21 protein-coding genes and 1 pseudogene are annotated in these 21,240 nt (G+C 76.7%); 15 read left to right on the forward strand and 7 right to left on the reverse strand.

The features are described 5' to 3' along the window. Positions 1 to 25: 25 nt before the first annotated feature. The gene (locus tag ACGFIZ_RS07540; protein WP_393416794.1) at positions 26 to 826 is read right to left on the reverse strand and encodes a hypothetical protein; all 801 of its coding nucleotides are present in this window, start codon (positions 824 to 826) and stop codon (positions 26 to 28) included. 141 nt (positions 827 to 967) lie between these two features. Further along, entirely contained in the window at positions 968 to 1,417 is a 450-nt protein-coding gene (locus tag ACGFIZ_RS07545; RefSeq protein ID WP_347666227.1) for an SAV_6107 family HEPN domain-containing protein, read from the reverse strand. Between the two features lie 527 nt (positions 1,418 to 1,944). On the opposite strand from ACGFIZ_RS07545, the gene ACGFIZ_RS07550 reads away from it, so the two are divergent. From ACGFIZ_RS07550 to ACGFIZ_RS07600, 11 genes and pseudogenes are all read left to right on the forward strand, one after another. Then, positions 1,945 to 2,154, forward strand: a complete 210-nt coding sequence (locus tag ACGFIZ_RS07550; RefSeq protein ID WP_393416796.1) for a hypothetical protein — start codon at positions 1,945 to 1,947, stop codon at positions 2,152 to 2,154. Positions 2,155 to 2,174: 20 nt separating this feature from the next. Then, positions 2,175 to 2,609, forward strand: a complete 435-nt coding sequence (locus tag ACGFIZ_RS07555; RefSeq protein ID WP_393416798.1) for an EamA family transporter — start codon at positions 2,175 to 2,177, stop codon at positions 2,607 to 2,609. 453 nt (positions 2,610 to 3,062) lie between these two features. Next, complete coding sequence (locus tag ACGFIZ_RS07560) at positions 3,063 to 4,187, forward strand: ferric reductase-like transmembrane domain-containing protein (RefSeq protein ID WP_393416800.1); 1,125 nt, start codon at positions 3,063 to 3,065, stop codon at positions 4,185 to 4,187. A 21-nt stretch (positions 4,188 to 4,208) separates the two neighbouring features. Further along, entirely contained in the window at positions 4,209 to 4,541 is a 333-nt protein-coding gene (locus tag ACGFIZ_RS07565) for an FMN-binding protein (protein WP_393416802.1), read from the forward strand. A 15-nt stretch (positions 4,542 to 4,556) separates the two neighbouring features. Beyond that, complete coding sequence (locus ACGFIZ_RS07570) at positions 4,557 to 5,078, forward strand: FAD:protein FMN transferase (RefSeq protein ID WP_393416804.1); 522 nt, start codon at positions 4,557 to 4,559, stop codon at positions 5,076 to 5,078. Between the two features lie 24 nt (positions 5,079 to 5,102). Further along, entirely contained in the window at positions 5,103 to 5,591 is a 489-nt protein-coding gene (locus tag ACGFIZ_RS07575; RefSeq protein ID WP_393416806.1) for a YbaK/EbsC family protein, read from the forward strand. Further along, positions 5,588 to 6,292: pseudogene (locus tag ACGFIZ_RS07580) on the forward strand (monooxygenase); the annotation flags it as partial. The gene ACGFIZ_RS07575 and the pseudogene ACGFIZ_RS07580, both read left to right, overlap by 4 nt. Positions 6,293 to 6,381: 89 nt before the next feature. Further along, a complete protein-coding gene (locus ACGFIZ_RS07585; protein ID WP_393416808.1) occupies positions 6,382 to 6,993 on the forward strand; it encodes a GNAT family N-acetyltransferase in 612 nt (203 codons plus the stop codon). Next, entirely contained in the window at positions 6,990 to 7,775 is a 786-nt protein-coding gene (locus tag ACGFIZ_RS07590) for a carotenoid biosynthesis protein (protein WP_393416810.1), read from the forward strand. Before ACGFIZ_RS07585 ends, ACGFIZ_RS07590 begins: the two co-directional genes overlap by 4 nt. After that, positions 7,772 to 8,899: a glycosyltransferase gene (locus ACGFIZ_RS07595; protein WP_393416812.1), complete on the forward strand. Its 1,128-nt coding sequence runs from the start codon at positions 7,772 to 7,774 to the stop codon at positions 8,897 to 8,899. Before ACGFIZ_RS07590 ends, ACGFIZ_RS07595 begins: the two co-directional genes overlap by 4 nt. A gap of 12 nt (positions 8,900 to 8,911) precedes the next feature. Then, positions 8,912 to 10,402: a phytoene desaturase family protein gene (locus tag ACGFIZ_RS07600; RefSeq protein WP_393416814.1), complete on the forward strand. Its 1,491-nt coding sequence runs from the start codon at positions 8,912 to 8,914 to the stop codon at positions 10,400 to 10,402. A 146-nt stretch (positions 10,403 to 10,548) separates the two neighbouring features. Here the strand turns inward: ACGFIZ_RS07600 and ACGFIZ_RS07605 are convergent, their stop codons facing one another. From ACGFIZ_RS07605 to ACGFIZ_RS07615, 3 genes are all read right to left on the reverse strand, one after another. Further along, complete coding sequence (locus tag ACGFIZ_RS07605; RefSeq protein WP_393416816.1) at positions 10,549 to 11,238, reverse strand: CDP-alcohol phosphatidyltransferase family protein; 690 nt, start codon at positions 11,236 to 11,238, stop codon at positions 10,549 to 10,551. Positions 11,239 to 11,280: 42 nt separating this feature from the next. After that, entirely contained in the window at positions 11,281 to 12,198 is a 918-nt protein-coding gene (gene metF / locus ACGFIZ_RS07610; protein WP_393416818.1) for a methylenetetrahydrofolate reductase [NAD(P)H], read from the reverse strand. A 122-nt stretch (positions 12,199 to 12,320) separates the two neighbouring features. Then, entirely contained in the window at positions 12,321 to 13,142 is an 822-nt protein-coding gene (locus tag ACGFIZ_RS07615; protein ID WP_393416820.1) for a GntR family transcriptional regulator, read from the reverse strand. A gap of 595 nt (positions 13,143 to 13,737) precedes the next feature. Here ACGFIZ_RS07615 and ACGFIZ_RS07620 point away from each other — a divergent pair. Next, on the forward strand, positions 13,738 to 15,090 hold the full coding sequence (locus tag ACGFIZ_RS07620; protein ID WP_393416822.1) for a transcriptional regulator: 1,353 nt from the start codon (positions 13,738 to 13,740) through the stop codon (positions 15,088 to 15,090). A gap of 97 nt (positions 15,091 to 15,187) precedes the next feature. Beyond that, positions 15,188 to 16,270: a polyprenyl synthetase family protein gene (locus tag ACGFIZ_RS07625; protein WP_393416824.1), complete on the forward strand. Its 1,083-nt coding sequence runs from the start codon at positions 15,188 to 15,190 to the stop codon at positions 16,268 to 16,270. Positions 16,271 to 16,523: 253 nt separating this feature from the next. Here the strand turns inward: ACGFIZ_RS07625 and ACGFIZ_RS07630 are convergent, their stop codons facing one another. Next, a complete protein-coding gene (locus ACGFIZ_RS07630) occupies positions 16,524 to 16,868 on the reverse strand; it encodes an Rv2175c family DNA-binding protein (protein WP_393416874.1) in 345 nt (114 codons plus the stop codon). Between the two features lie 364 nt (positions 16,869 to 17,232). On the opposite strand from ACGFIZ_RS07630, the gene pknB reads away from it, so the two are divergent. Both pknB and ACGFIZ_RS07640 read left to right on the forward strand, forming a co-directional pair. Further along, the gene (pknB, locus tag ACGFIZ_RS07635; protein WP_393416826.1) at positions 17,233 to 19,215 is read left to right on the forward strand and encodes a Stk1 family PASTA domain-containing Ser/Thr kinase; all 1,983 of its coding nucleotides are present in this window, start codon (positions 17,233 to 17,235) and stop codon (positions 19,213 to 19,215) included. Between the two features lies 1 nt (position 19,216). After that, positions 19,217 to 20,089, forward strand: coding sequence for a deoxyribonuclease IV (locus tag ACGFIZ_RS07640; RefSeq protein ID WP_393416828.1), 873 nt, complete (start codon positions 19,217 to 19,219; stop codon positions 20,087 to 20,089). A gap of 150 nt (positions 20,090 to 20,239) precedes the next feature. On the opposite strand, the gene ACGFIZ_RS07645 is transcribed toward ACGFIZ_RS07640, so the two are convergent. Then, positions 20,240 to 21,214, reverse strand: coding sequence for a threonine aldolase family protein (locus ACGFIZ_RS07645; protein WP_393416876.1), 975 nt, complete (start codon positions 21,212 to 21,214; stop codon positions 20,240 to 20,242). Positions 21,215 to 21,240: the final 26 nt, after the last annotated feature.

A 21,240-nucleotide genomic window follows, 5' to 3' on the forward strand; every position in this document is an offset into this window, starting at 1 on the left:
CCCGGGCAGGCCCCTCCCGTGCCGGTCACACCGGCCCCGACAGGGCGAGCCCGCTGCGGCGGGGCACGGCGGCGAGGGCGGGCAGGCCGGCCGGGGGCACCGGCCGGAGCCGGCCGGCGGCGGCACGGCCGGTGACGGAGGCGACGGGGACGGCGGCCGGGCGGGGAATGACCCGGGTGAGCCCGTCGCCGGGGAGCCAGACCTTGATCTCCTTGGGACGGGCGGCCGCGCCCCGGCCCCGGGCGGAGACGGTGACCTCGCGGCGCCGCAGCCGACCCCGACCCTGCCCCAGCCCCTCCCAGACGCCCTTGATCACCTGCAACGTGACGTCCGCGCCGTCCCAGCGGCCGTACGGGACGAGCACGCTCCCGCGCTGGCGGGCGCGGGCGGCCAGCCGGTTGGCGACCGAGGCGGAGACGGTGGCCGGCACGGCGGCGACCACCACGTCCACCCCGTCGATCAGCGCGGCGACGACGGTGGGCCAGTCCGGCCCGGGCTGCGGCACCAGGGCGAGCCGGTCCAGGGCGATCCCGGCCTCGGCGGCCGCGCCCGCGCCGAAGGTGGGCAACCCCACCACGGCGCACCACGAGCCGGCCCGGGACGCCTCCGCGAGCAGCGCCAGCACCAGGGAGGTGCCGCCGCTGCGCCGGGGCTGGCCGGTGGCGACGGCGATCGTGCTGCCCCGGCGCAGCCCCCGGTTGGGCAGCAGGCCGGTCAGCTCGGGGGCGACCGGCAGCACCCGGTGACCGCCGGCCGGGTCCGGTGCGCTGGCCGGGCGCACCAGACCGGCCAGCGCGGCGGAACCGACCACCATGCGGCCCGCCATCGGACCTACCCCCCGTCGCGCCTCGTGTCGTGCTGGGATCGTGCGTGCAGTGAATGCAGTGCGTGCAGTGAATGCAGTGCGTATGGGACGGGCGCGTCGCCGGGGCGGCCGGCGCGGGCCCGTTCGTGGCGCCGCAGGGGCTCAGGCGGCGCGGCCGTCGAGCGTCGGCTGGTGGGCCAGCCCGAGGGTGGTCTCCACCACCGTCACGAACTGCTCGGCGGCCCGGAGCAGGTCGTCGGCCTCGCGGGCGGTGACCACCCGGGGGATGCCGGCCTCGGCTGCGGCGCGCTTGCCGGCGGCGGCCGCGAAGAACGCCGCCCACTCGTCGAACTCGGGGGCCACGGCGCGGAGCAGGACCCAGGCGCTGGTGACCCGGTTGCGCCGGGCCGGGGCGGGGCGCGCGCGGGCGGCGAGCAGGGCGGCGGCGGCGCGGAGCGCGGCCAGGTGGGCGGCGGCGTAGCGCAGGCCGTCGGGGCGGGTCTGGGCGGCCTCGACCAGCCCGCGACGGGCCACCGTGAGGAGCTGGGCCGGGGTGCGGTGCGGCAGCACGTGCGCCGGCACCGTCGGTGCCTGGGCCGGGTTGGTCGGCATGGGGCTGTCTCCTCCACGTGGCCGGGGGCCGGGCGCGGCGACCGGTGCGGCTCGGCCGGCGGGGCCGAGCCGTGGGGTGTCGCCGGCGCAGGCCGGTCGGGTGGTGCGGAGGAAGGCGCACCGGGTGGGGCCGGCCGGGTGTGGACGCTTCCCCACACCACACCCGGCCGGCGTACCGGCGGGTTCGCCGCCCGCCGCCCGGGGGTCGTGGGCGGCGGGCGGCGCTCCTGCCTGACGGGACCCGGGCTCGCGACTGCCCGGCACCCAGGTGCGGCCCGCGGAGCCGCACCACCCGGGACCGGAGCCGCGAAACACCGGCCCGGGTTGGTTGGAACGGACGTTCGATAGAATCGAACATCCGTTCTAACGCCCCTGACAGTACACCCTCCCACCGACGAAAACGCAACGTGTGGCGTACGGCGTGGTGCGGCGACACCGGTGGGTAACGAGCGCCCCGCCCGGCGCCCCTGACGACGGCGGCACTGATCTCTGCTCGTGACGACCCCCGCCCCGCCCTCGGTGTCGCCATGGTGCTCGGCTCGGGGGTCCTCTTCGCCGTCAACGGCACGGTCTCCAAGCTGGTGCTCCGGGCCGGCCTGAACGCCCAGCAGCTGACCCTGCTACGCGCGCTCGGCGCCGTCGCCGGCCTGCTCCTGCTGAGCCTGGTGCTGCGCCCGGGCGTCCGCCGGCTGCGGGTCACCCCCGGCAGCTGCCGCTGCTGGTCGCGTACGGCCTGACCGGCTTCTTCCTGGTGCCGGTGCTCTACTTCGTGGCCATCTCCCGGCTGCCGGTCGGGATCGGCCTGCTGTTCGAGTACTCCGCCCCGCTGCTGGTCGCCCTCTGGGCGCGGTTCGGCCAGCGGCACCGGGTGCGCCCCCGGCTCTGGGCGGGCCTGGCGCTGAGCCTGGCCGGGCTGGGCTCGATCGTGCCGTACCTGCTGGTGGCGGCCGCGATGCGGCACCTCCCGGCGACCAGCGTCGGGATCGTCGGCATGGTGGAGCCGGTGCTCGCCGCGGCGGTCGCCTGGCTGGTCATCGGCGACGGGGAGGCGCTCAACCCGGCCCAGTTCGGCGGCGGGGCGCTGGTGCTGCTCGGCGTGGCGCTGGCCGAGACGGCCCGGGTGGCCACCCCCGGTACGACCGCGCCGCCCGCGCCCGACACCGCGCCCGCGCCGGTGGCCGCCCCGCGCTGACCCGGCGGCACCCCGGCGTGACGCCGGTTCGTCCGGGTCCGGCCCGGCAGGCGAGTGTCTCCGCCGCCGCTGTGGAGCTGCCCCGTCCCTGCTGTCGCTCCCACCCCGCGTCCGGGCCCGGCCCCGGCCCCGGGCGGCCGGTAGCGTGGGCGGGGCAGCTCCACAGGAGCCGCACCGCACCGCGTGCAGGGGACCGGCGGCAAGCCCACCGGCGAAGGCGAGCACCTGGCCGATCTACCGGTGCCCACGCCCTGGTCACCGGGCCACCGACCCGCCGCGCCAGCCCTCCGACGGGATTCTCAGCACGGTCACAGCTTCGCAATAGGCGCCGCAGAGGTCCCCGCCGGAGGGTGAGGGGCATGACCGAGAGCCGTACCGACAGGACCGTCGGATGACCGCCGTCGCCGCCGGGCGACGGCCCGCCCCGCGCGCCCTTCCCGTGGCCCCCGGCTGGTGGGCCGACGCGGCCGCTGGCACCGGCTGGTCGGCTTCGCCTCGTTCCACCTGCTGCTCGCCCACGTCACGCTGACCACCCTCGGGTACGCCGGCACGGCCCGGGAGGGCGTCGTCGCCCAGTTCTGGCTGCTGGTCAGCGGGTACCCGGGGATGCTGCTGGCCACCGCCGCGCTGGCGCTGCTGACGCTGGTGGTGGTCACCTCGATCCGGGCGGCCCGCCGCCGGCTGCGCTACGAGTCGTGGCACCTGCTGCACCTGTACGCGTACCTGGGCGTCGGGCTCGCGCTGCCGCACCAGCTCTGGACGGGCATCGACTTCGTCTCCTCGCCCGCCGCCCGGGCGTACTGGTGGACCGTGTACCTGCTGGCGCTGGGCAGCGTGCTGGCGTTCCGGCTGGGGCTGCCGGCCTGGCGCAGCCTGCGGCACCGGGTCGAGGTGGCCGCGGTGGTGCCCGAGGCGCCCGGGGTGACCTCCGTCTGGCTGCGCGGCCGGCACCTGCACCGGCTGCCGGCGCGGGCGGGACAGTTCTTCCTCTGGCGGTTCCTGGACGGCCCCGGCTGGTCCCGGGCCCACCCGTACTCGCTGTCCGCGCCGCCGTCGGAGGACCTGATGCGGATCACCGTGAAGGACCTCGGGGACGGCAGCGCGCGGGTGGCCGCCCTGCGCCCCGGCACCCGGGTCCTGATCGAGGGGCCGTACGGGCGGCTGACCGGGGAGCACTGGCGCGGCGGCGGGGTGACCATGCTCGCCTGCGGGGTCGGGATCACCCCGCTGCTGGCCCTGCTCTGGGAGCTGCCGTACGCCCCGGGCCGGGCGGTGCTGCTCTACCGCGCGCGTACCCCGCAGGAGCTGGCCTTCCGCGCGGAACTGGACCGGCTCGCGGCCGAGCGCGGGGTGGTCGTGCACCACCTGGTCGGCCCCCGGGCCGACCGGTCGTCCTGGCTGCCCCGGCACGCCGCCGGGCTGACCGACGTCGAGGCCCTGCGCCGGCTCTCGCCCGACATCGCCGGGCACGACGTCTTCCTCTGCGGCCCGGACGGCTGGGTCGACGCGGCGCAGGCCGCGACCCGGGCCGCCGGGGTGCCCGACGAGCACATCCACCACGAACGTTTCGCCTGGTAACAGGTGCGAGGAGGAGTACGGATGCGACGCATCACGCTCTGGCTGCTGTCCACCGTGGCGGCGCTGGTGCTGCTGTTCGGCTACCGGACCAGCACGATGGGGGCGGGCGGCGGGGCCGGCACGTTCGCCGCCGGGACGGGCTCCGGCGGCGGAATCACCGAGGTCACCGCCGTCCAGGTGCCGGACGGCAACGTCCGGGACCAGCAGATCAACGGGTACGCGGTGCCGATCCTGCGGCAGCAGGCCCTCGCGGCGCAGAGCGCCCGGATCGACACCGTCTCCGGGGCCACCGTCACCAGCGACGGCTACCGGGAGTCCCTCCAGGCCGCCATCGACGCGGCGCACCTGGGCTGAGCGGAGGTGGGCACGATGAGCATGACGACGCCGACCGGCGAGCTGGACCGGCGGGCCTGGGTGGTGCAGGTGATGGGCTGGGCGGTCGAGCGGGCCGCGCGGCGGCTGACCGGCCTGGCCGAGCACGACGTCTGCCTCAACGCCGGCGGGGACGTGCTGCTGCGGGCCGCCCCGGGCCGGCCCGCCTGGCGGGTCGGGGTGGAAAACCCGGGCCGCCCGGGCGAGTTGCTCGACGTGCTGGAGCGCGTCGACGGCGCGGTGGCCACCTCGGGCACCGCCCGGCGCGGCGCGCACATCGTGGACCCGTACGCCCGGCGGCCCGCCGAGGCCGTCCGGTCGGTCACCGTGGTCGGCCCCGAGCTGCTCTGGGCCGACGTGTACGCCACCGCGGCGGTCGCCCGGGGCGCGGACGCGCTCGACTGGCTGGCCGCCCTCGACGGGTACGCCGCCCTGCTGGTGGACGCCGCCGGCCGGGTCCGGGCCACCGCGGGCTGGCCCGGAACCCGCCACCGCGGGCGGGTCGGCGCCGGCCGGTGATTCGGGAGCGGCCAGAATGGCGGCATGCAGCCACACCCGAACGTACGGGCGGTGCAGGAGGCCCTCGCCGCCGCGGGCGCGCGGGACGGCTCCGGCCGGCCCGCCGAGGTCCGCCTGCTGCCCGAGGCGGTGCACACCGCCGCCGCGGCGGCCGCGGCGCTCGGCGTGCCCGTCGGCGCCATCGCGAACTCGCTCGTCTTCGCCGCCGACGACGCGCCGCTGCTGGTGCTCACCTCCGGCGCGCACCGGGTGGACACCGCCGGCCTGGCCGCGTCCCTCGGGGTCACCCGGCTGCGCCGGGCCACCCCGGAGTTCGTCCGCGCGCACACCGGTCAGGTGATCGGCGGGGTCGCCCCGCTGGGCCACCCGCGGCCGCTGCGCACCGTCGTCGACACCGCCCTCGACGAGTACGACGAGGTGTGGGCGGCCGGCGGGGTGCCGCAGGCGGTCTTCCCCAGCACGTACGCGGAGCTGCTCCGGATCACCGCCGGCGCCCCGGCCGACGTGGCGTGACCGGCGTACCCGAGCTGGTCACCCTGCACGCCTGGCGGATCCCCCGGGCCGCCCTGCCCCGGGCGCTGGCCCGGATGGCGACGCACCCGGCGCGGCTGCGCCGCACGCCCGGGGTCCGGTTCGGCAAGCTGCTCGGCACCGGGACGGGGACCGGCTTCGGCCCCGGCGACGCCGACCTGACCCGCTGGGCGGCGCTGGTCGTCTGGGAGTCCCCGGCCGCCGCCGCCGGCTTCGCCGCGTCGCCGGTGGGCCGCTCCTGGGCCCGGATCGCCCGCTCGTCCGTCCGCATGGACCTGCGGCCGCTGGCCAGCCGGGGCGAGTGGTCCGGGCGGCGCCCGTTCGGCGAGCCGTCCGGCGGCCGGGTCGCCGGGCCGGTGCTGGCGCTGACCCGGGCCCGGCTGCGCGCCCGCCGGGCGGTGACCTTCTGGCGGGCCGTCCCGCCGGTGGCCGCCGCCCTGCCCACCGCACCCGGCCTGCTCGCCCGGTTCGGCGTCGGGGAGGCCCCGCTGGGCTGGCAGGGCACGGTCAGCGTGTGGCGGGACCCCGCGGACCTCGTCGCGTTCGCGTACCGTCACCCCGAGCACCGGGCCGCGATCGCGCGCACCCCCACCGAGCGGTGGTACGCGGAGGAACTCTTCGCACGGTTCGAGGTGCGCGGGGTGGCCGGCGACCGGTCGGTGCTCGACTGGGTCGCCGACGGCGACGCGGGGCTCGATTCGGTCGCCGACGGCGACGCGGGGCTCGATTCGGTCGCCGACGGCGACGCGGGAACGGCGAAGGGTGGACGGGGATGAGGTTGGTGCGCTGGACGCCGGACGACCTGGTCCGGCGGCTGGATGACGTGGTGGCCGTCTACGGCGAGGCGATGAACTACCGCACGGACCTGCTGGACGCCCGCCGCGGCTACATCGCCACCCACGTCCGCCGCCCCGGCTTCCGCGCCGTCGCCGCCCTCACCACCGAGGGCCACCTGGCCGGCTTCGGGTACGGCTACCTGGGCACCCCGGGGCAGTGGTGGCACGACCAGGTGCACCGGGCGCTGGACGGCGAGGCCCGGCGGCGCTGGCTGACCGACTGCTTCGAGGTGGTCGAGCTGCACGTCCGGCCGCCCGCGCAGGGGCACGGCCTGGGCACCCGGCAGCTCACCGCCCTGCTCACCATGGCGCCGGGCAGCACCACCCTGCTGTCCACGCCCGAGGCCGACGAGCAGCGGTCCCGCGCCTGGCGGCTGTACCGCCGGTTCGGCTTCGTCGACGTGCTGCGCCACTTCCACTTCCCCGGCGACGAGCGCCCCTTCGGCATCCTCGGCCGGGACCTGCCGCTCGCCCCGGCCACCCCGGCGGCGTCCGCTGCGGGGCACCGGCCCGGCCTGGCACCGGGCGGGCCGCCGGGGGCGCCGTGATCCGGCGCGGGCTGCCCTGGGCGCTGCTGGGCGTGCTGGTCCTCGCCCAGATCTGCTACCCGCTCACCGCCGGCGCCACCCGGGCCCGGCTGACCGTGGCCACCGTGCTGCTGGGGTACGTGCTGTCGGTGGGCCACGCGCTGCTGACCCGGGGCGTACGGCCGGCCGGGGCGCTGGTCGCGGTGGCCACCGGCGGCGGCTTCGCGATCGAGGCGCTCGGGGTGGCCAGCGGCTTCCCGTTCGGCGGCTACGACTACTCCGGCGAGCTGGGACCGAAGCTCGCCGGGGTACCGCTGGCCATCCCCCTGGCCTGGACGTGGATGGCCTGGCCGGCGTGGCTCGTCGCGGCCCGGCTCGCCCCGCCCGGGCCGCACCGGGTGGCGCTGGCCGCGGTCGGGCTGGCCGCCTGGGACCTCTTCCTCGACCCGCAGATGGTCGCCGAGGGCTACTGGGCCTGGCGGGACGCCACCCCGGCGCTGCCCGGGCTGCCCGGCGTCCCGGTCAGCAACTACCTGGGCTGGCTGCTGTTCGCGGTGCTGCTGGCGGCGGCGCTGCGCCCCCTCGCGGGGCCGGCCGTCGACCGCGCCGACGGGCGGGACGCCCCGATGTTCGCGCTCTACCTGTGGACGTACGCCTCCAGCGTGCTGGCCCACGCGGTCTTCCTCGACCTGCCCGCCTCGGCGGCCTGGGGCGCGGCCGGCATGGCCGTGGCCGCCGTGCCGCTGGCCCTGTCCCTGGGCCGCGGGCGGCAGCGGCGGCGCCCGGCCGACGCCACGGCATGACCGGGGTCCTGTTCCTGCTGGCGGCGGTCGCCGCGCTCACCGCCCACACCTGGGTCAACGCCACCCGGTGGCTGCGCCGGCCGGCCGCCGGCCCGGTCGAGGTCGCCGAGGCCGTCGCGGTGCTGCTGCCGCTGCGCGACGAGGCCGCCCGGGTCACCCCGTGCCTGCGGGCGCTGCTCGCCCAGCGGGGCGTGCGGCGGCTGCGGATCGTGGTGCTCGACGACGGCTCGACCGACGGCACCGCCGCCGTGGTCCGCGCGGTGGCCGGCGACGACCCCCGGGTCACCCTGTTCACCGGGGCCGCCCCGCCGCCGGGCTGGCTGGGCAAGCCGTACGCCTGCCACCAGCTCGCCGCCCGGGCCGACCCGGCGGCGACCGCGCTGGTGTTCGTCGACGCCGACGTGGTGCTCGCCCCGTACGCGGTGGCGGCGGCGGTGGCCGAGCTGCGCGCCGCGCGGGTGGCGCTGCTGTCGCCGTACCCCAGGATCGTGGTGGCGACGGCGGCCGAGCGGCTGGTGCAGCCGCTGCTGCAGTGGCTGTGGCTGACCTTCCTCCCGCTGCGGGCGATGGAGCGCTCGCGGCGGCCGTCGCTGGCCGCGGCGGGCGGGCAGTTCCTGGTGGCGGACCGGGCCGGCTACGCCGCGGCGGGCGGGCACGCGGCCGTGCGCGGGAGGATCCTGGAGGACGTCGAGCTGGCCCGGGCCGTCAAGCGAGCGGGCGGCCGGATCGCCCTGGCCGACGCCTCGCGGCTGGCCGCCTGCCGGATGTACGCGGACTGGCCGGCGCTGCGCGACGGCTACGCGAAGTCGCTGTGGGCGACCTTCGGCCACCCGGGCGCGGCGGCGGCCGTGGTGGCGCTGCTGCTCCTGCTGTACGCCGCTCCCCCGCTGCTGGCCACGGTCGCCCTGCTGGCCGGCGCCCCGGCGGTGGCCGCGACGGCGTGCGGCGGCTACCTGCTCGGGGTGGCCGGGCGGGTCGTCACCGCCCGGGCGACCGGCGGCCGGTGGTGGCCCGACGCGCTCGCCCACCCCGTGTCGGTCGCGGTCCTCGGCTGGTTGACCCTGCGGTCGTACCATCTGCGGAAGCGGCACCGCCTGTCCTGGCGGGGCCGTCCGGTCGGCTAGGAGGGGCGGGCAATGGCGCGGATCGTGGTCGTCGGCGCCGGGGTGGGTGGCCTGGCCGCCGCCGCCCGGTTGGCCGCCACCGGGCACGAGGTGACCGTCTTCGAGCGGGCCGACACCGTCGGCGGCAAGCTCGGCCGGTACGAACGCGACACCCCCGCCGGGACGTTCCGGTTCGACACCGGGCCGAGCCTGCTCACCCTGCCCGAGGTCTTCCACGAGCTGTTCGAGGCCACCGGGGCGAAGCTCGACGAGTACCTCGACCTGGCGCCGCTGGACCCGATCGTCCGGCACGTCTTCCCCGGCGGCGGCCCCGCCCTGGACTCCTGCGCCGATCCGGCCGAGTTCGCCGCCCGGATCGGCGCCGCGTTCGGCGACCGCGCGGCGGCGGACTGGCAGCGGCTGTGGCGCCGCGCCGCCCGGGTCTGGGACGCCTCCCACTCCGACGTGCTGCGCCGCCCCGTCGGCTCCCCGCTGGACCTGGCCGCGCTGGCCTGGCGGCTGGGCGACCTGGCCGCGATCGCCCCCGGCCGGACGCTGCGCGGGGTGGGCCGCCGGCACCTGTCCGACCCCCGGCTGCGGATGCTGCTGGACCGGTACGCCACGTACACCGGCGCCGATCCGCGCCGCGCCCCCGCCGCGCTGGTCGCCGTCCCGTACGCCGAGCTGGCCTTCGGCGGCTGGTACCTGCGCGGCGGGCTGGGCACCCTCGCCGACGCGTTGCTGACCCGCTGCCTCGACCTGGGCGTGGTCGTGCGGACCGGCGCCGAGGTGACGCGGATCGACGCCGCGGGCGGCCGGGTCCACGGGGTACGCCTCGCCGGCGCCGCCGCGCCCGTCCCCGCCGACGTGGTGGTGGCCAACGCGGACGCGCTGACCGTCTACCGGGACCTGCTGCCCAGCCCGCGCCGGCTGGCCGCGCTCACCGACCGCAGCCTCGCCGGCTTCGTGCTGCTGCTCGGCGTGTCCGGCGACTCCGGGCTGGCCCACCACAACGTGTTCTTCCCGGGCGGCACCGACGCCGAGTTCGACGCGGTCTTCGGCGACCCGGGGCGCGGGGTGCGGGCCCGCCCGGCGGCCGACCCGACCGTGTTCGTCACCGTCGCCGACGACCCGGCGGTCCGCCCCGACGGGCACGAGGCGTGGTTCGTGCTGGTCAACGCCGCCCGCCACGGCACCGCCGCCGGGGCGGTGGACTGGCGCCGGCCGGGGCTGGCGGAGGCGTACGCCGACCGGATCCTCGACGTGCTCGCCGAGCGGGGCGTGGACGTGCGGGACCGGCTGCTGTTCCGCGAGGTCCGTACGCCGGCCGACCTGCACGCCGACGCCGGCGCGCCCGGCGGGGCGATCCACGGCACGGCGGGCGGCCTGCTCCGCCCCGCCAACCGGGGGCCGGCGGCGGGGCTGTGGCTGGTCGGCGGGTCCACCCACCCGGGCGGCGGCCTGCCGATGGTCGCCCTGTCGGCCCAGATCGTCGCCGACGAGATCGGCCCGGCCTGGGAGTAAGGGCAGTCAGGGCCCGGGCCGTCGGGCGCATCTGGCGGCGGCGCGTTGGCGGCGGGGCCAGCCGACGGCGGCGCGTTGGCGGCGGGGCCAGCCGGCAGCGGTGCCTTGGCGGCGGGCCAGCCGGCAGCGACGCGTTGGCGACGGGGTCAGCCGGCGGCGAGCAGGGCGCGGCGGACGGCGGAGAGGAGCTGCCCCAGGCCGAAGCCGGCCAGCAGCACCCACACGGCGGTGGCCATGGTGATGGTGCCGGCGGCCAGGTCCGGGTTGATCAGCCCGGTCAGCCCCGCCAGCAGCAGCCCGACCAGGGCCACGCAGACCCGGGTCGGGCGCTCCCCCACGGTCACCGCCCCGATCTCCCGCATCCCCGCCGACACCGCCCGGGCCCGGACGTACTCGTGCAGCCAGGACAGCCCGCCCGCGGCGGCGACCAGCGCGCCCGGCGCGCCCACCAGCCAGAACGCGACCAGCCAGGCGGCCTCGCCGAGCCGGTCCGCCAGGGAGTCGTAGACGTAGCCGAGCCGCGTGGTGCGGTTGGTGGCCACCGCCAGCGCCCCGTCGACGCTGTCGGCCACCGCGGCGACCAGCACGAACAGCGCCGCGATCACCGGCCCGTTTCCCGGCCGCACGGCGAACAGCGGCACGCAGAGGCAGAGCAGCACGCCCGCCACGGTGACCGCCGTGGGGGTGACCCGCAGCCGGCCCAGCACGTACCCGACGTGGTAGGCGAAGCGCAGCCAGGCGCGCACCACGGGGGCCGCCGCCCGGGGATCGAAGCCCCCGTGCAGTCGCGCCCACACCGCCGCGTACTGGTCCCAGTTCAGCTGAGTGCCCACCACGGATCAACCGTCGCACCGGCCGGCAGGTGTCGCGCCGGGGGGTCACACCCGCACGCCGACCTCCAGCTGCTGCCAGACCTCGCGGGTGGCGGTGGACCGGTTGAGGGTGATGAAGTGGATCCCGGGCACGCCCTCGTCCAGCAGCCGTCGGCACATCTGGGCGGCCTGCTCGATGCCGAGCCGGCGGACGGCCTCCGGGTCGTCGGCGACCGCCTCGAACCGCGCGGCCAGGGCCGGCGGGAAGGGCGCCCCGGACAGCTGCACGGACCGCTCGATGGTGCCCAGCTGCGTCACCGGCATGACGCCGGCCAGGATCGGGGTGTCGCAGCCGGCGGCCGCCACCCGGTCCCGCAGCCGCAGGTAGTCGTCGGCGTCGAAGAACATCTGGGTGATCGCGAAGTCGGCGCCCGCCCGGCACTTGCGGACGAAGTGCGCCGTGTCGCTGGCCACGTCGGGCGAACGCGGGTGCTTGTACGGGAAGGCGGCCACCCCGACGCTGAAGTCACCGGCCTCGCGGACCAGCCGGACCAACTCGTCGGCGTGGAGCACGCCCTCGGGATGGCGGACCCACTCCCCGCCCGGGTCGCCCGGAGGGTCGCCGCGCACCGCCAGCACGTTGCGCACCCCGACGCCGGCCAGCCGGCCGATGACGTTGCGCAGCTCGGCGACGGAGTGGTTGACCGCGGTGAGGTGCGCCATGGGCAGCAGCGTCGTCTCGGTGGCGACCCGCTCGGTCACCGCGACCGTGGTGTCCCGGGTCGACCCGCCGGCGCCGTAGGTGATCGAGACGAACGACGGGCGCAGCGGCTCCAACTCGCGGATCGACTGCCAGAGCAGCCGCTCGCCCTGGGGCGTCTTCGGGGGGAAGAACTCGAACGAGAAGGTCGGCTGGCGGTCGCGCACCAGCTCCCCGATCGCGGGCTGCGAGTTGGGGAGGACCGAGGGAAGACCGAGCGCCACGGAAGAACTCTAGCGGCCGGCGGGCCCCATACCCAGAACCTTCCCACCTGTCGCGACCGCCTCTCCACCGCCCCCACGGTTGGTCGTGGATTCCCATAGGTCGCCCAACCGCGGGTTGAAGTTCAGGTCAGGTCGATCATGTAGTCCAGACTCACCCTGTCGGCCGGAATGACGATGTCGGCTACCTCCACCACCCGATCTCCGACGAACGTCTGCCGGGTGATGACCACAACGGGAACGCCGCCGGGCACATGCAGAGTCGTCACCTCCTCGGGTACCGGCATCCGTGCCCGCACCTGCTCGCGTACGCCGGTGATGGTGTAGCCGAGCGAGTGCAGCTGCGAGGTGTTACCTCCGGGCCAGGGCTCGTTGGCAGGGTCGGCCACCGGCGTGCCAGCGACCATGTCCAGCAGCAGGTATGAGACGGACATCTGCTGCGGCACGTTGTGTGTGCGGAAGACGAACCGCCGTTCCAGCAGCATCGTGCCCGGCGTTACACCGAACAACTCGGCCAGTGCGTCCACGGCCGGAGCTTCCCTGAATTCCTTGTCGAGGCTGTAGGCGCTCCACGGCACCTGCTGATCGGTGGTGAACGACGTACTCAGCTCACCGCTGCGGACCTGCTCAAGCTCTGCCCGGTACCGGTCCGAAGCAAGCCGCCGTACGGGCATCACCGGACGGACGTAGCTGCCCCTTCCCTTCTCGGAGGCGATCAGGCCCTCTGCCCGCAGCAGTGCCAGGGCTTCGCGCACGGTGCCCCTGGCGACGGAGAACTCGGCCATCAGCGCCGATTCGCTGGGCAGCAGGGAACCAGCTGGAATCACGCCGGACATGATCCGACGACGTAGCTCTTCTGCAACCTGCCTGTAGCGGACTGCTCCTGAGTGCGGGGTAGGCACGTCGGCCACGCTACTCCCGATCTTCCTGATGCTCCTGATTCCCATGCACGCTCGACCGGGTAGGGCCGGCCACCCGCTACCACAACAGGGATGGTCAGCCGGAATGGAACGCGCCTACGCGGCCTCTACCGCAGGACCGACCACTGATGACCCGGGCCGGGCTGTGGCGGTCAAGCCGGGCGATGAAGTGCCTCAACCCGCGACCGGAGCGCTACCGATGATCTCAGAGATAGCAGACCTGCCGGTGATTCCAGTCGATGAGGTTCCCGTCGCCCTGGTCTTGGCGAACGGCCCCGAGTTGGTCGGATGGGCGTTCGTATTCCCAGACGGGTCCGCCTGGATCGTGAAGGCGGACGCGCGCAGCGTGATCCATTCAGGCAGCGTCAGAACCCTCGTGAACTTCTGGTCGCAAGTGTTCGGCTGCGAGGTAGGAATTCCGCAGACAAGATCGGCCGAACGGAGATTGCCATTTCACCCTACCGATGACGTCGTACCCCCGGGGTAGACAGGTGTCAGCGCGGGTGGGGCCGGCCGAGCCGGTCCCCGGGGGCACGCGCGGGGGTCAGCACCGACCGGCGGCGCACCGGTCCGCCCGTCGGGCGGGCGGCGCCGCCACCGCCCGAATCCCGTCGGAGGAGCGATGACCCCGTCCCCGCCACCCGGCCCGCAGCCGCTCGGGCCGTTGCTGGCCCGGCTCCGGCTGGCGCTCGGCTGGAGCCAGCAGCGCCTCGCCGCGCGGCTGTGCGCCGCGTCCGGCGTGCCCACCCTCACCCGGCACGAGGTCTCCCGCTGGGAGCGGCAGCTCCGGGTGCCCGGCGACTTCTGGCTGGGCTGGCTGGCCGTCGTCCTCGACGTGCCGGCCGAGCTGCTGTCCGGGGCCGCCGCGCGCGGCCGCCGGGAGTCCCCGCCGGTCGTCCGTCCCGGCTCGCGATCCCGCTCGGCGCTGCTCGCCCTGGCGCGGCGCTGGCTGGCCGACCCGCGCGGGTCGCTGCTGATCGTCCCGCCGTCGGACGGACAGCCGCCGGATGAGTCGGCCGGCCCGACCGGGGCCGCGCCCACGCTGGCGGAGCTGCGCCGGCTCGACGACCTGACCGGGGGCGCCGACCTGGTCGGGTACGGGGCGTACCGGCTGGGGCGGGCGGTGCGGGAGCTGTCCGGGGCCGGCCCGTCCGCCCGCCGCCGGCTGCTGCCGGTGCTGGCCGAGTCGGCCCAGCTGGCGGGCTGGCTGGCCGCCGACGCCGGTCACCCGGCAGGCGGCCTCGACGCGTACCGGCTGGGGTTGCGGGCCGCGGCGGCGGCGGGCGACCCGGCGTTCGGCGCGCACGTCCTCGGCACGGCGAGTCATCTGCTGGCCGGCGCGGGCGACCCGTACGGCGCCCTGGTGCTGGCCCGGACCGGCTACGCCGGCGCCCGCCGGACGGCCAGCCCCGGCCTGCGGGCGCTGCTGCTGCACCGGGTGGCGCTGGCGGCGGCCCTCGACGGCCGCGCCGAGGCGGCCGGGCGGGCGCTGGCCGCGGCCGACCGGGTCGCCGAGGCCGTCGAGCCGGCCCGGGAGCCGTCCTGGCTGTACTGGCTCGACAGGCCGGAGCTGGCCGCGATGACCGGGCGGACGCTGGTCGCGCTGGGCCGACCCCGGGCGGCCGAGCCGCTGCTGGCCGCCGCCCGCCGGCCCGGCCGGCCGCGCGGCGCCGCGCTCTACGGCGCCTGGCTGGCCCGCGGCCACCTTCAGCTCGGGGACGTGGAACAGGCGTGCGCGGTGGCCGAGGCCGCGCTGCTGGACGCGGTCCGCGCCGGCTCGCCCCGGGCCGCCGGCCAGCTCGCCGAGGTACGCCGCCGGCTGGCCCGGCACGCCGACGAGCCCGCGGTACGCCGGCACGCCGCCCTGGCCGCCGCCGCGGCCCGCTACCTGCCCCGGCCCGCCGGAACGCCCCGCCCGACGCGTCCCGCCCGCCACCGGACGACCCGCCGTTCACCGCCCCCGGCCACGCACTGACCAGCGGTCGCGCCCAGGGCCCCCTCGGGCGGGCGGGGCGACGGCACGCCCGGGACCGCTGCTGCCGCCCCCACCGGCGATTCGCTAGCGTCGTGGCGTGACCCACGCTGCTCCCGTATCCCCCGTCGACCGTGCCGGCCTCCGGCAGCGGGTCGACAAGGCCCTCACCGACTTCCTGGCCGGCCAGCGAACCTGGATGGCGGACGTCGACGACGCGCTGGTGCCCGTGGCGGAGGCCATCGAGGCGTTCGTGCTGCGGGGCGGCAAGCGGCTGCGGCCGGCCTTCGCGTACTGGGGATACCGGGGCGCGGGCGGGATCGACTCGGACCAGGTGGTCAGCGCCCTCGCCGCGCTGGAGTTCGTGCAGGCCAGCGCGCTGATGCACGACGACCTGATGGACCGCTCGGACACCCGGCGGGGCGCGCCGGCGGTGCACCGGCGGTTCGCCGCCCGGCACCGGGGGGCCGGCTGGTGCGGTGACGCCGACGGGTTCGGGGACGCGGCGGCGATCCTGCTCGGCGACCTCTGCCTGGTCTGGTCCGACGAGCTGCTGCACTCGACCGGGCTGGACCCGCGCACCGTGGCGCGGGCCCGGCCGGTCTTCGACGAGATGCGCACCGAGGTCACCGTCGGGCAGTACCTCGACGTGCTCACCCAGGTCACCGGCGACACCTCGGTCGAGCGCGCCGGCAAGGTGGCCCGCTACAAGTCGGCCAAGTACACCGTCGAGCGCCCGCTGCTGCTCGGCGCGGCGCTGGCCGACGCGCCCCTGGAGATCCGGGCCGCCTACTCGGCGTACGGGCTGCCGCTGGGCGAGGCGTTCCAGCTGCGGGACGACGTGCTGGGGGTGTTCGGCGACCCGGCCCAGACCGGCAAGCCGGCCGGTGACGACCTGCGCGAGGGGAAGCGGACGTACCTGGTCGCGGCGGCCGTGGAGGCGAGCGACGACGCGGGCCGGGAACTGCTGCTGGGGCGGCTCGGCGACCAGGGGCTGGACGAGGACGGGGTGACCCGGCTGCGGGAGCTGATCGCCTCGACCGGGGCGCTGGCCCGTACCGAGGAGCGGATCGCCACGCTGACCGACACGGCGCTGGCCGCCCTGGCCGCCGTGGACCTGGAGACCGAGGCCCGCCAAGCCCTGGTCGACCTCGCCATCGCCGCCACCCGCCGCACGGACTGACCCCCAGGCGCACCCCACCGGGCGCCTCCCCACCCTGCCCCGCCTCCCCGGGCGCCTCCCCGCTCTGCCGCACCGGGCGCCTCCCCGCTCTGCCGCAGTGATCATGGGGTTGGCGGCGCCCGCCACGGCATGTCGCACCGCCAACTCCATGATCACCGCGGCCTGGCGGGGGCGCGGGTCAGGCCGGCGGGGCGGGCGCGCGGGTTGGTGGAGTGGGCGGGTGGGTGGGGTGGAGGGGGTGGAGGGGTGGGTGTCAGAAGCCGAGGGCCTGGGCGCGGCGCTTGACCTCGCGGGCCTGGTCGCCGCCGAGCGCGGCGGCCGGGGTGCCCGGCAGGGTGTCGTCCGGCTCGTAGAGCCAGCGCAGCGCGGCCTCGTCGTCGTAGCCGGCGTCGGCGAGCAGGTTGAGCACGCCGGGCAGGTGCTTGAGCACGGTGCGGTTGGCCACCAGGTCGGCGGGGATCCGGCGGACGCCGTCGCGCCGGACGGCGAGCAGCTCGCGGTCCCGGATCATCTGGTGGACCTTGCTGATCGACAGGTCGAGGCGCTCGGCGACGTCCGGCAGGGTCAGCCAACCGGCGGGGTCGGCCGGACCGGGCAGCGCGGGGCCGGAGGCGGCCGGGTCGGAGGGTGTCTCGGCGCCGGAGGCGGCCTGGGAGGGTGACTCGGCGCCGGAGGCGGCCTGATCGGGTACGGATTCGGTCACCCGATCACCCTGCCACGCCGCCGACGGGAACGGCGACCGCACCCCCGGCGGTGAGCGCCGGCGCGGCGTCCCTGCTCGCCCCGTACGCCCGCCCGGCGGCGCCCCCGACTCGGCGCCGGCACGCCCGCCCGGCGGCGCCCCGTCCCGGCTCGGCGTCGGCACGCCGGGACCCCGGCGGAGCGCGGTGTCAGGGCTGCCGGAGCCGCGCCTGTAGCATCCTGTTCAACCCTCACCCTACCGACACATAGACTGCCTGCCGATGGACACACAGGTCGCCGACACGTTGCTGGGCTCGCTGATCGACGGGCGCTACCGCATTCGCGGTCGCGTGGCCCGCGGCGGCATGGCGACCGTGTACACCGCCACCGACGAGCGCCTGGAGCGCACCGTCGCGGTCAAGATCATTCATCCGACCCAGGCGCCGGAGGCGCAGGCCCGGACGGCCGGGTTCCTGGAGCGGTTCACCGACGAGGCGAAGACGATCGCCCGGCTGACCCACCCGAACGTGGTAACGGTCTACGACCAGGGCACGCACGCGGGCCTGCCGTACCTGGTGATGGAGTACGTGCGCGGCCGGACGCTGCGCGACGTGCTGACCGAGCGGCGCCGGCTGAACCCGGACGAGGCGCTGGCCATCGCCGAGCAGATGCTCGCCGCGATCGCCGCCGCGCACCGGTCCGGCCTGGTGCACCGGGATGTCAAGCCGGAGAACGTGCTGGTCGCCGAGGCGCCCACCGGCGGCGTCGCCAACCTGGTCGACAGCGTGGTCAAGGTGGCCGACTTCGGGCTGGCCCGGGCGGTGGAGGCGAGCGCCGAGGACGAGTCGGGCAACCAGCTCATGGCCACCGTGGCGTACGTCGCGCCGGAGCTGGTCACCGACGGGCACGCCGACCCGCGCAGCGACGTCTACTCGGCCGGCATCGTGCTGTTCGAGATGCTCACGGGCCGGGTCCCGTACGACGAGGGCCGGCCGGTGGACATCGCCTGGCAGCACGTCGACCGGGACGTGCCGGCCCCCTCGACGCTGGTGCCCGGGCTGCCCCGGATGCTCGACGACCTCGTCGCCCGGGCCACCCGGCGCGACGCGGGCGCCCGGCCCACCGACGCCGGCGCCCTGCTGGCCGAGGTGCAGGTGGCCCGGGACGACCTGGGCAACCAGAACACCCACACCGCCGTGCTGCGCCCCGTGGCCGACGAGGTCGCCCCGATGGCGCAGCCGACCATGGTGGTCGCCGCGGTCCGCCCGGCCGAGCGGCCCGCCTGGGCCCGGCTGCCCGAGCAGGGCCAGCAGCCGCACCGCCGCCGGGCCGCGCCGCGGGGCGCCGACCTCGTCGAACGGCTCGCCGCGCTGCGTACGCTGATCACGGCGGGCACGCAGGGCCGCACGGGCGTGATCGCCGCCGGGGTGGTCCTCGCCCTGGTCGTCGCGCTCGCCGGCTGGTGGTTCGGGGTGGGCCGGTACACCGTCGCCCCGGAGCTGGTCACCCTGACCAAGGCGGAGGCGCAGGCGCAGGCCACCCGGGGCGGGTTCACCCTCCGGTACGCCGAGCCCCGCTACGACGAGAAGATCTCCCGCGACGGCGTGGTGGCGCAGGACCCGAAGCCCGCCGGCCGGATCCTCAAGGGCGGCGAGATCACCCTCACCCTCTCGCTCGGCCCCGAGCGGTTCCCGCTGCCCGACGTGGTCGGCAAGGAGTTCGCGCTGGCCGAGGCCGATCTGGTCGACCTCAAGCTGGTGGTGGCCAAGGGCAGCCCGCGCTACGACGACAACCTGCCCGAGGGCGTGGTGGTGGACACCGACCCGAAGGCCGGGGCCGAGGTACGGCCGGGCACGAAGGTCACGGTCATCCTCAGCAAGGGCAAGGCCCCGATCACCGTGCCGAGCCTGGTCGGCAGGAACGTCAACGAGGCGCGGGCGATCCTGGGCCAACTCGGCCTGGTGCCGGTGGAGACGTACAAGGACTCCGACAAGCCGAAGGACGAGGTGCTCGCGCAGAGCCCGGCGGACGGGGCCGGCGTGGAGAAGGGCGCCCAGGTCAAGCTGGACGTCAGCAAGGGCCCGCCGCAGGTGGTCGTGCCCCGGGTGGTGGACCTGCCGTGCCCGCAGGCCAAGCAGCAACTGGAGGCGCAGGGCTTCCCGGTGACCGTGCAGTTCAACCCCAACGGCATCGTCCGGTTCCAGAGCCCCGGGGAGAACACCTCGGTGCCGCCGGGCACCGCCGTCACCATCGGGTGCCTCTGACATGCCGGTTTCCGCACCGCAGCACCGGCCCGTCGGGTCGCACACCCCCACCTCGGGTGGGCTGGCGAAGGCCGCCCTGCCGTACGTCGACGCCGCCGCCTCCGAGGTGGTCCAGGTCTACGTCTCCAACTCGCGCGGCTGGGCGCTGCCGCCCGGCGACCCGGCGCAGGACCTGCTGTTCCGCGACGGCTGCGCCGAGCGCGGGGTGCCCGTGTTCATCCACGCGTCGCTGCTGGTGAACCTCGGCTCCCCCACTCCCGCCACGGTCGAGCGGTCGGCGCAGACGCTGGCGCACGCGCTGCGCCGGGGCGCGGCGATCGGCGCGCAGGGGGTGGTGTTCCACGCCGGCAGCGCCGTCGACGCCGGCCACGCCGAGGCGGCCATGCGTCAGGTACGCGAGACCCTGCTGCCGCTGCTGGACAGCGCCGCGGCGACGGACGGCCCGATGCTGCTGGTGGAGCCGAGCGCGGGCGGCGGCCGGTCGCTGGCCTCCAGGGTGGAGCACCTCGGCCCGTACCTGGACGCCGTGGACCGCCACCCGGGGCTCGGGGTGTGCTTCGACACCTGCCACGCCTGGGCCGCCGGGCACGACCTCGCCGCCGAGGGCGGCATGACGGCCTGCCTGGACGCGTTGGTCGCCACCGTGGGCGAGGGCCGGCTGCGGCTGGTGCACGCCAACGACTCGAAGGACCTGTGCGGCTCGACCCGGGACCGGCACGAGAACATCGGCAAGGGCCTGATCGGGGAGCCCGCGTTCGCCGAGCTGATGGCCCACCCGGCCACGGCGGGCGTCCCGGTCGTCGTGGAGACGCCGACGGAGAAGCACGAGGGTCACGCCGAGGACATCGCCACCCTCCGCCGCCTGCGCCCCTGACCCCGCTGCCCACCTGCCCCGCGCCCCCGGGCCGGGCCAGCCCCGGTGATCAAGAGAGTTGCGTCGTCGCGGCCGGCGAATCGTGACGCAAACCTCTTGGTCAACGGCAGCTGGGGGCGGGCGGGGTCAGCCGCCAACGGGCGGGTGGGGTCAGCCGCGCAGGATGCGGGCCAGGGCGGTCGCCGCGCGGTCCACGGCCGCGTCCTCGACGTCCATGTGCGTGACCAGGCGGGCGGTACGCGGGCCGAGCACCGAGATCAGCACCCCCTCCTCCCGCGCGGCGGCGGCCAGGGCACGTGCGTCCAGCGGGCACTTGGTCAGGTCCAGCGGCACCACGTTCGTGCGCACGACGGTGGCGAGCACCCCGTACGGGGCGACCGCCTCGGCCAGCCGGGCCGCCTTCGCGTGGTCCTCGGCGAGCCGCTCGACGTGGTGCGCGAGGGCGTACCGGCCGGCGGCGGCGAGGACACCGGCCTGGCGCATCCCGCCGCCCAACCGCTTGCGGATCATGCGCGCGCGGGCGACCTTCTCCGTGCTGCCCACCACGAGCGACCCGACCGGCGCGCCCAGACCCTTGGACAGGCAGACCGACAGGGTGTCGAACAGCCGGCCGTACTCGGCCAGCGGCACCCCGTCGGCGACGTGCGCGTGCCAGATCCGGGCGCCGTCGCAGTGCACCGCCAGCCCGGCGTCGTCGGCGACGCGCCGCAGCTCGCGGAGGGTGGACAGGGGGATCACCCCGCCGCCGCCCCGGTTGTGGGTCTGCTCGACGGCGATCGCCCGGGTGGGCACCGCGAAGTAGCCGTCCGGGCGGATCATCCCGGCGACCACGTCGGGGTCGATGTCCGCGCCGACCGCCGGCCACGTCCGCGACGAGATGCCGCCGTACGCCGCCGCCGCGCCGATCTCGTACGTGACGACGTGCGCGTCGGCGTCGCAGAGCAGCTCGTCGCCGGGCGGCACCACCAGCTGCAGGGCGATCTGGTTGGCCATCGAGCCGGTCGGGGCGAACAGCGCCGCCTCGTGCCCGAACAGCGCGGCGACCTCGGCCTCGAGGGCGTTGACCGTCGGGTCCTCGCCGTAGACGTCGTCGCCGACCTCGGCCGTGGCCATCGCCTCGCGCATCCCGGCCGTGGGCCTGGTCACGGTGT

This window comes from Micromonospora sp. NPDC048830 (assembly GCF_043198215.1).
In the GTDB taxonomy this organism is placed as follows: domain Bacteria; phylum Actinomycetota; class Actinomycetes; order Mycobacteriales; family Micromonosporaceae; genus Micromonospora.

Excerpts from the sequence above, each read along its gene's own strand:
- ACGFIZ_RS07540 (WP_393416794.1), bottom strand. The coding sequence starts at position 826 with ATGGCGGGCCGCATGGTGGTCGGTTCCGCCGCGCTGGCCGGTCTGGTG.
- ACGFIZ_RS07545 (WP_347666227.1), bottom strand. The coding sequence starts at position 1,417 with ATGCCGACCAACCCGGCCCAGGCACCGACGGTGCCGGCGCACGTGCTG.
- ACGFIZ_RS07550 (WP_393416796.1), top strand. The coding sequence starts at position 1,945 with ATGGTGCTCGGCTCGGGGGTCCTCTTCGCCGTCAACGGCACGGTCTCC.
- ACGFIZ_RS07565 (WP_393416802.1), top strand. The coding sequence starts at position 4,209 with ATGCGACGCATCACGCTCTGGCTGCTGTCCACCGTGGCGGCGCTGGTG.
- ACGFIZ_RS07570 (WP_393416804.1), top strand. The coding sequence starts at position 4,557 with ATGAGCATGACGACGCCGACCGGCGAGCTGGACCGGCGGGCCTGGGTG.
- ACGFIZ_RS07575 (WP_393416806.1), top strand. The coding sequence starts at position 5,103 with ATGCAGCCACACCCGAACGTACGGGCGGTGCAGGAGGCCCTCGCCGCC.
- ACGFIZ_RS07585 (WP_393416808.1), top strand. The coding sequence starts at position 6,382 with ATGAGGTTGGTGCGCTGGACGCCGGACGACCTGGTCCGGCGGCTGGAT.
- ACGFIZ_RS07595 (WP_393416812.1), top strand. The coding sequence starts at position 7,772 with ATGACCGGGGTCCTGTTCCTGCTGGCGGCGGTCGCCGCGCTCACCGCC.
- ACGFIZ_RS07600 (WP_393416814.1), top strand. The coding sequence starts at position 8,912 with ATGGCGCGGATCGTGGTCGTCGGCGCCGGGGTGGGTGGCCTGGCCGCC.
- ACGFIZ_RS07615 (WP_393416820.1), bottom strand. The coding sequence starts at position 13,142 with ATGGGAATCAGGAGCATCAGGAAGATCGGGAGTAGCGTGGCCGACGTG.
- ACGFIZ_RS07620 (WP_393416822.1), top strand. The coding sequence starts at position 13,738 with ATGACCCCGTCCCCGCCACCCGGCCCGCAGCCGCTCGGGCCGTTGCTG.
- pknB (WP_393416826.1), top strand. The coding sequence starts at position 17,233 with ATGGACACACAGGTCGCCGACACGTTGCTGGGCTCGCTGATCGACGGG.
- ACGFIZ_RS07640 (WP_393416828.1), top strand. The coding sequence starts at position 19,217 with ATGCCGGTTTCCGCACCGCAGCACCGGCCCGTCGGGTCGCACACCCCC.
- ACGFIZ_RS07645 (WP_393416876.1), bottom strand. The coding sequence starts at position 21,214 with ATGCGCGAGGCGATGGCCACGGCCGAGGTCGGCGACGACGTCTACGGC.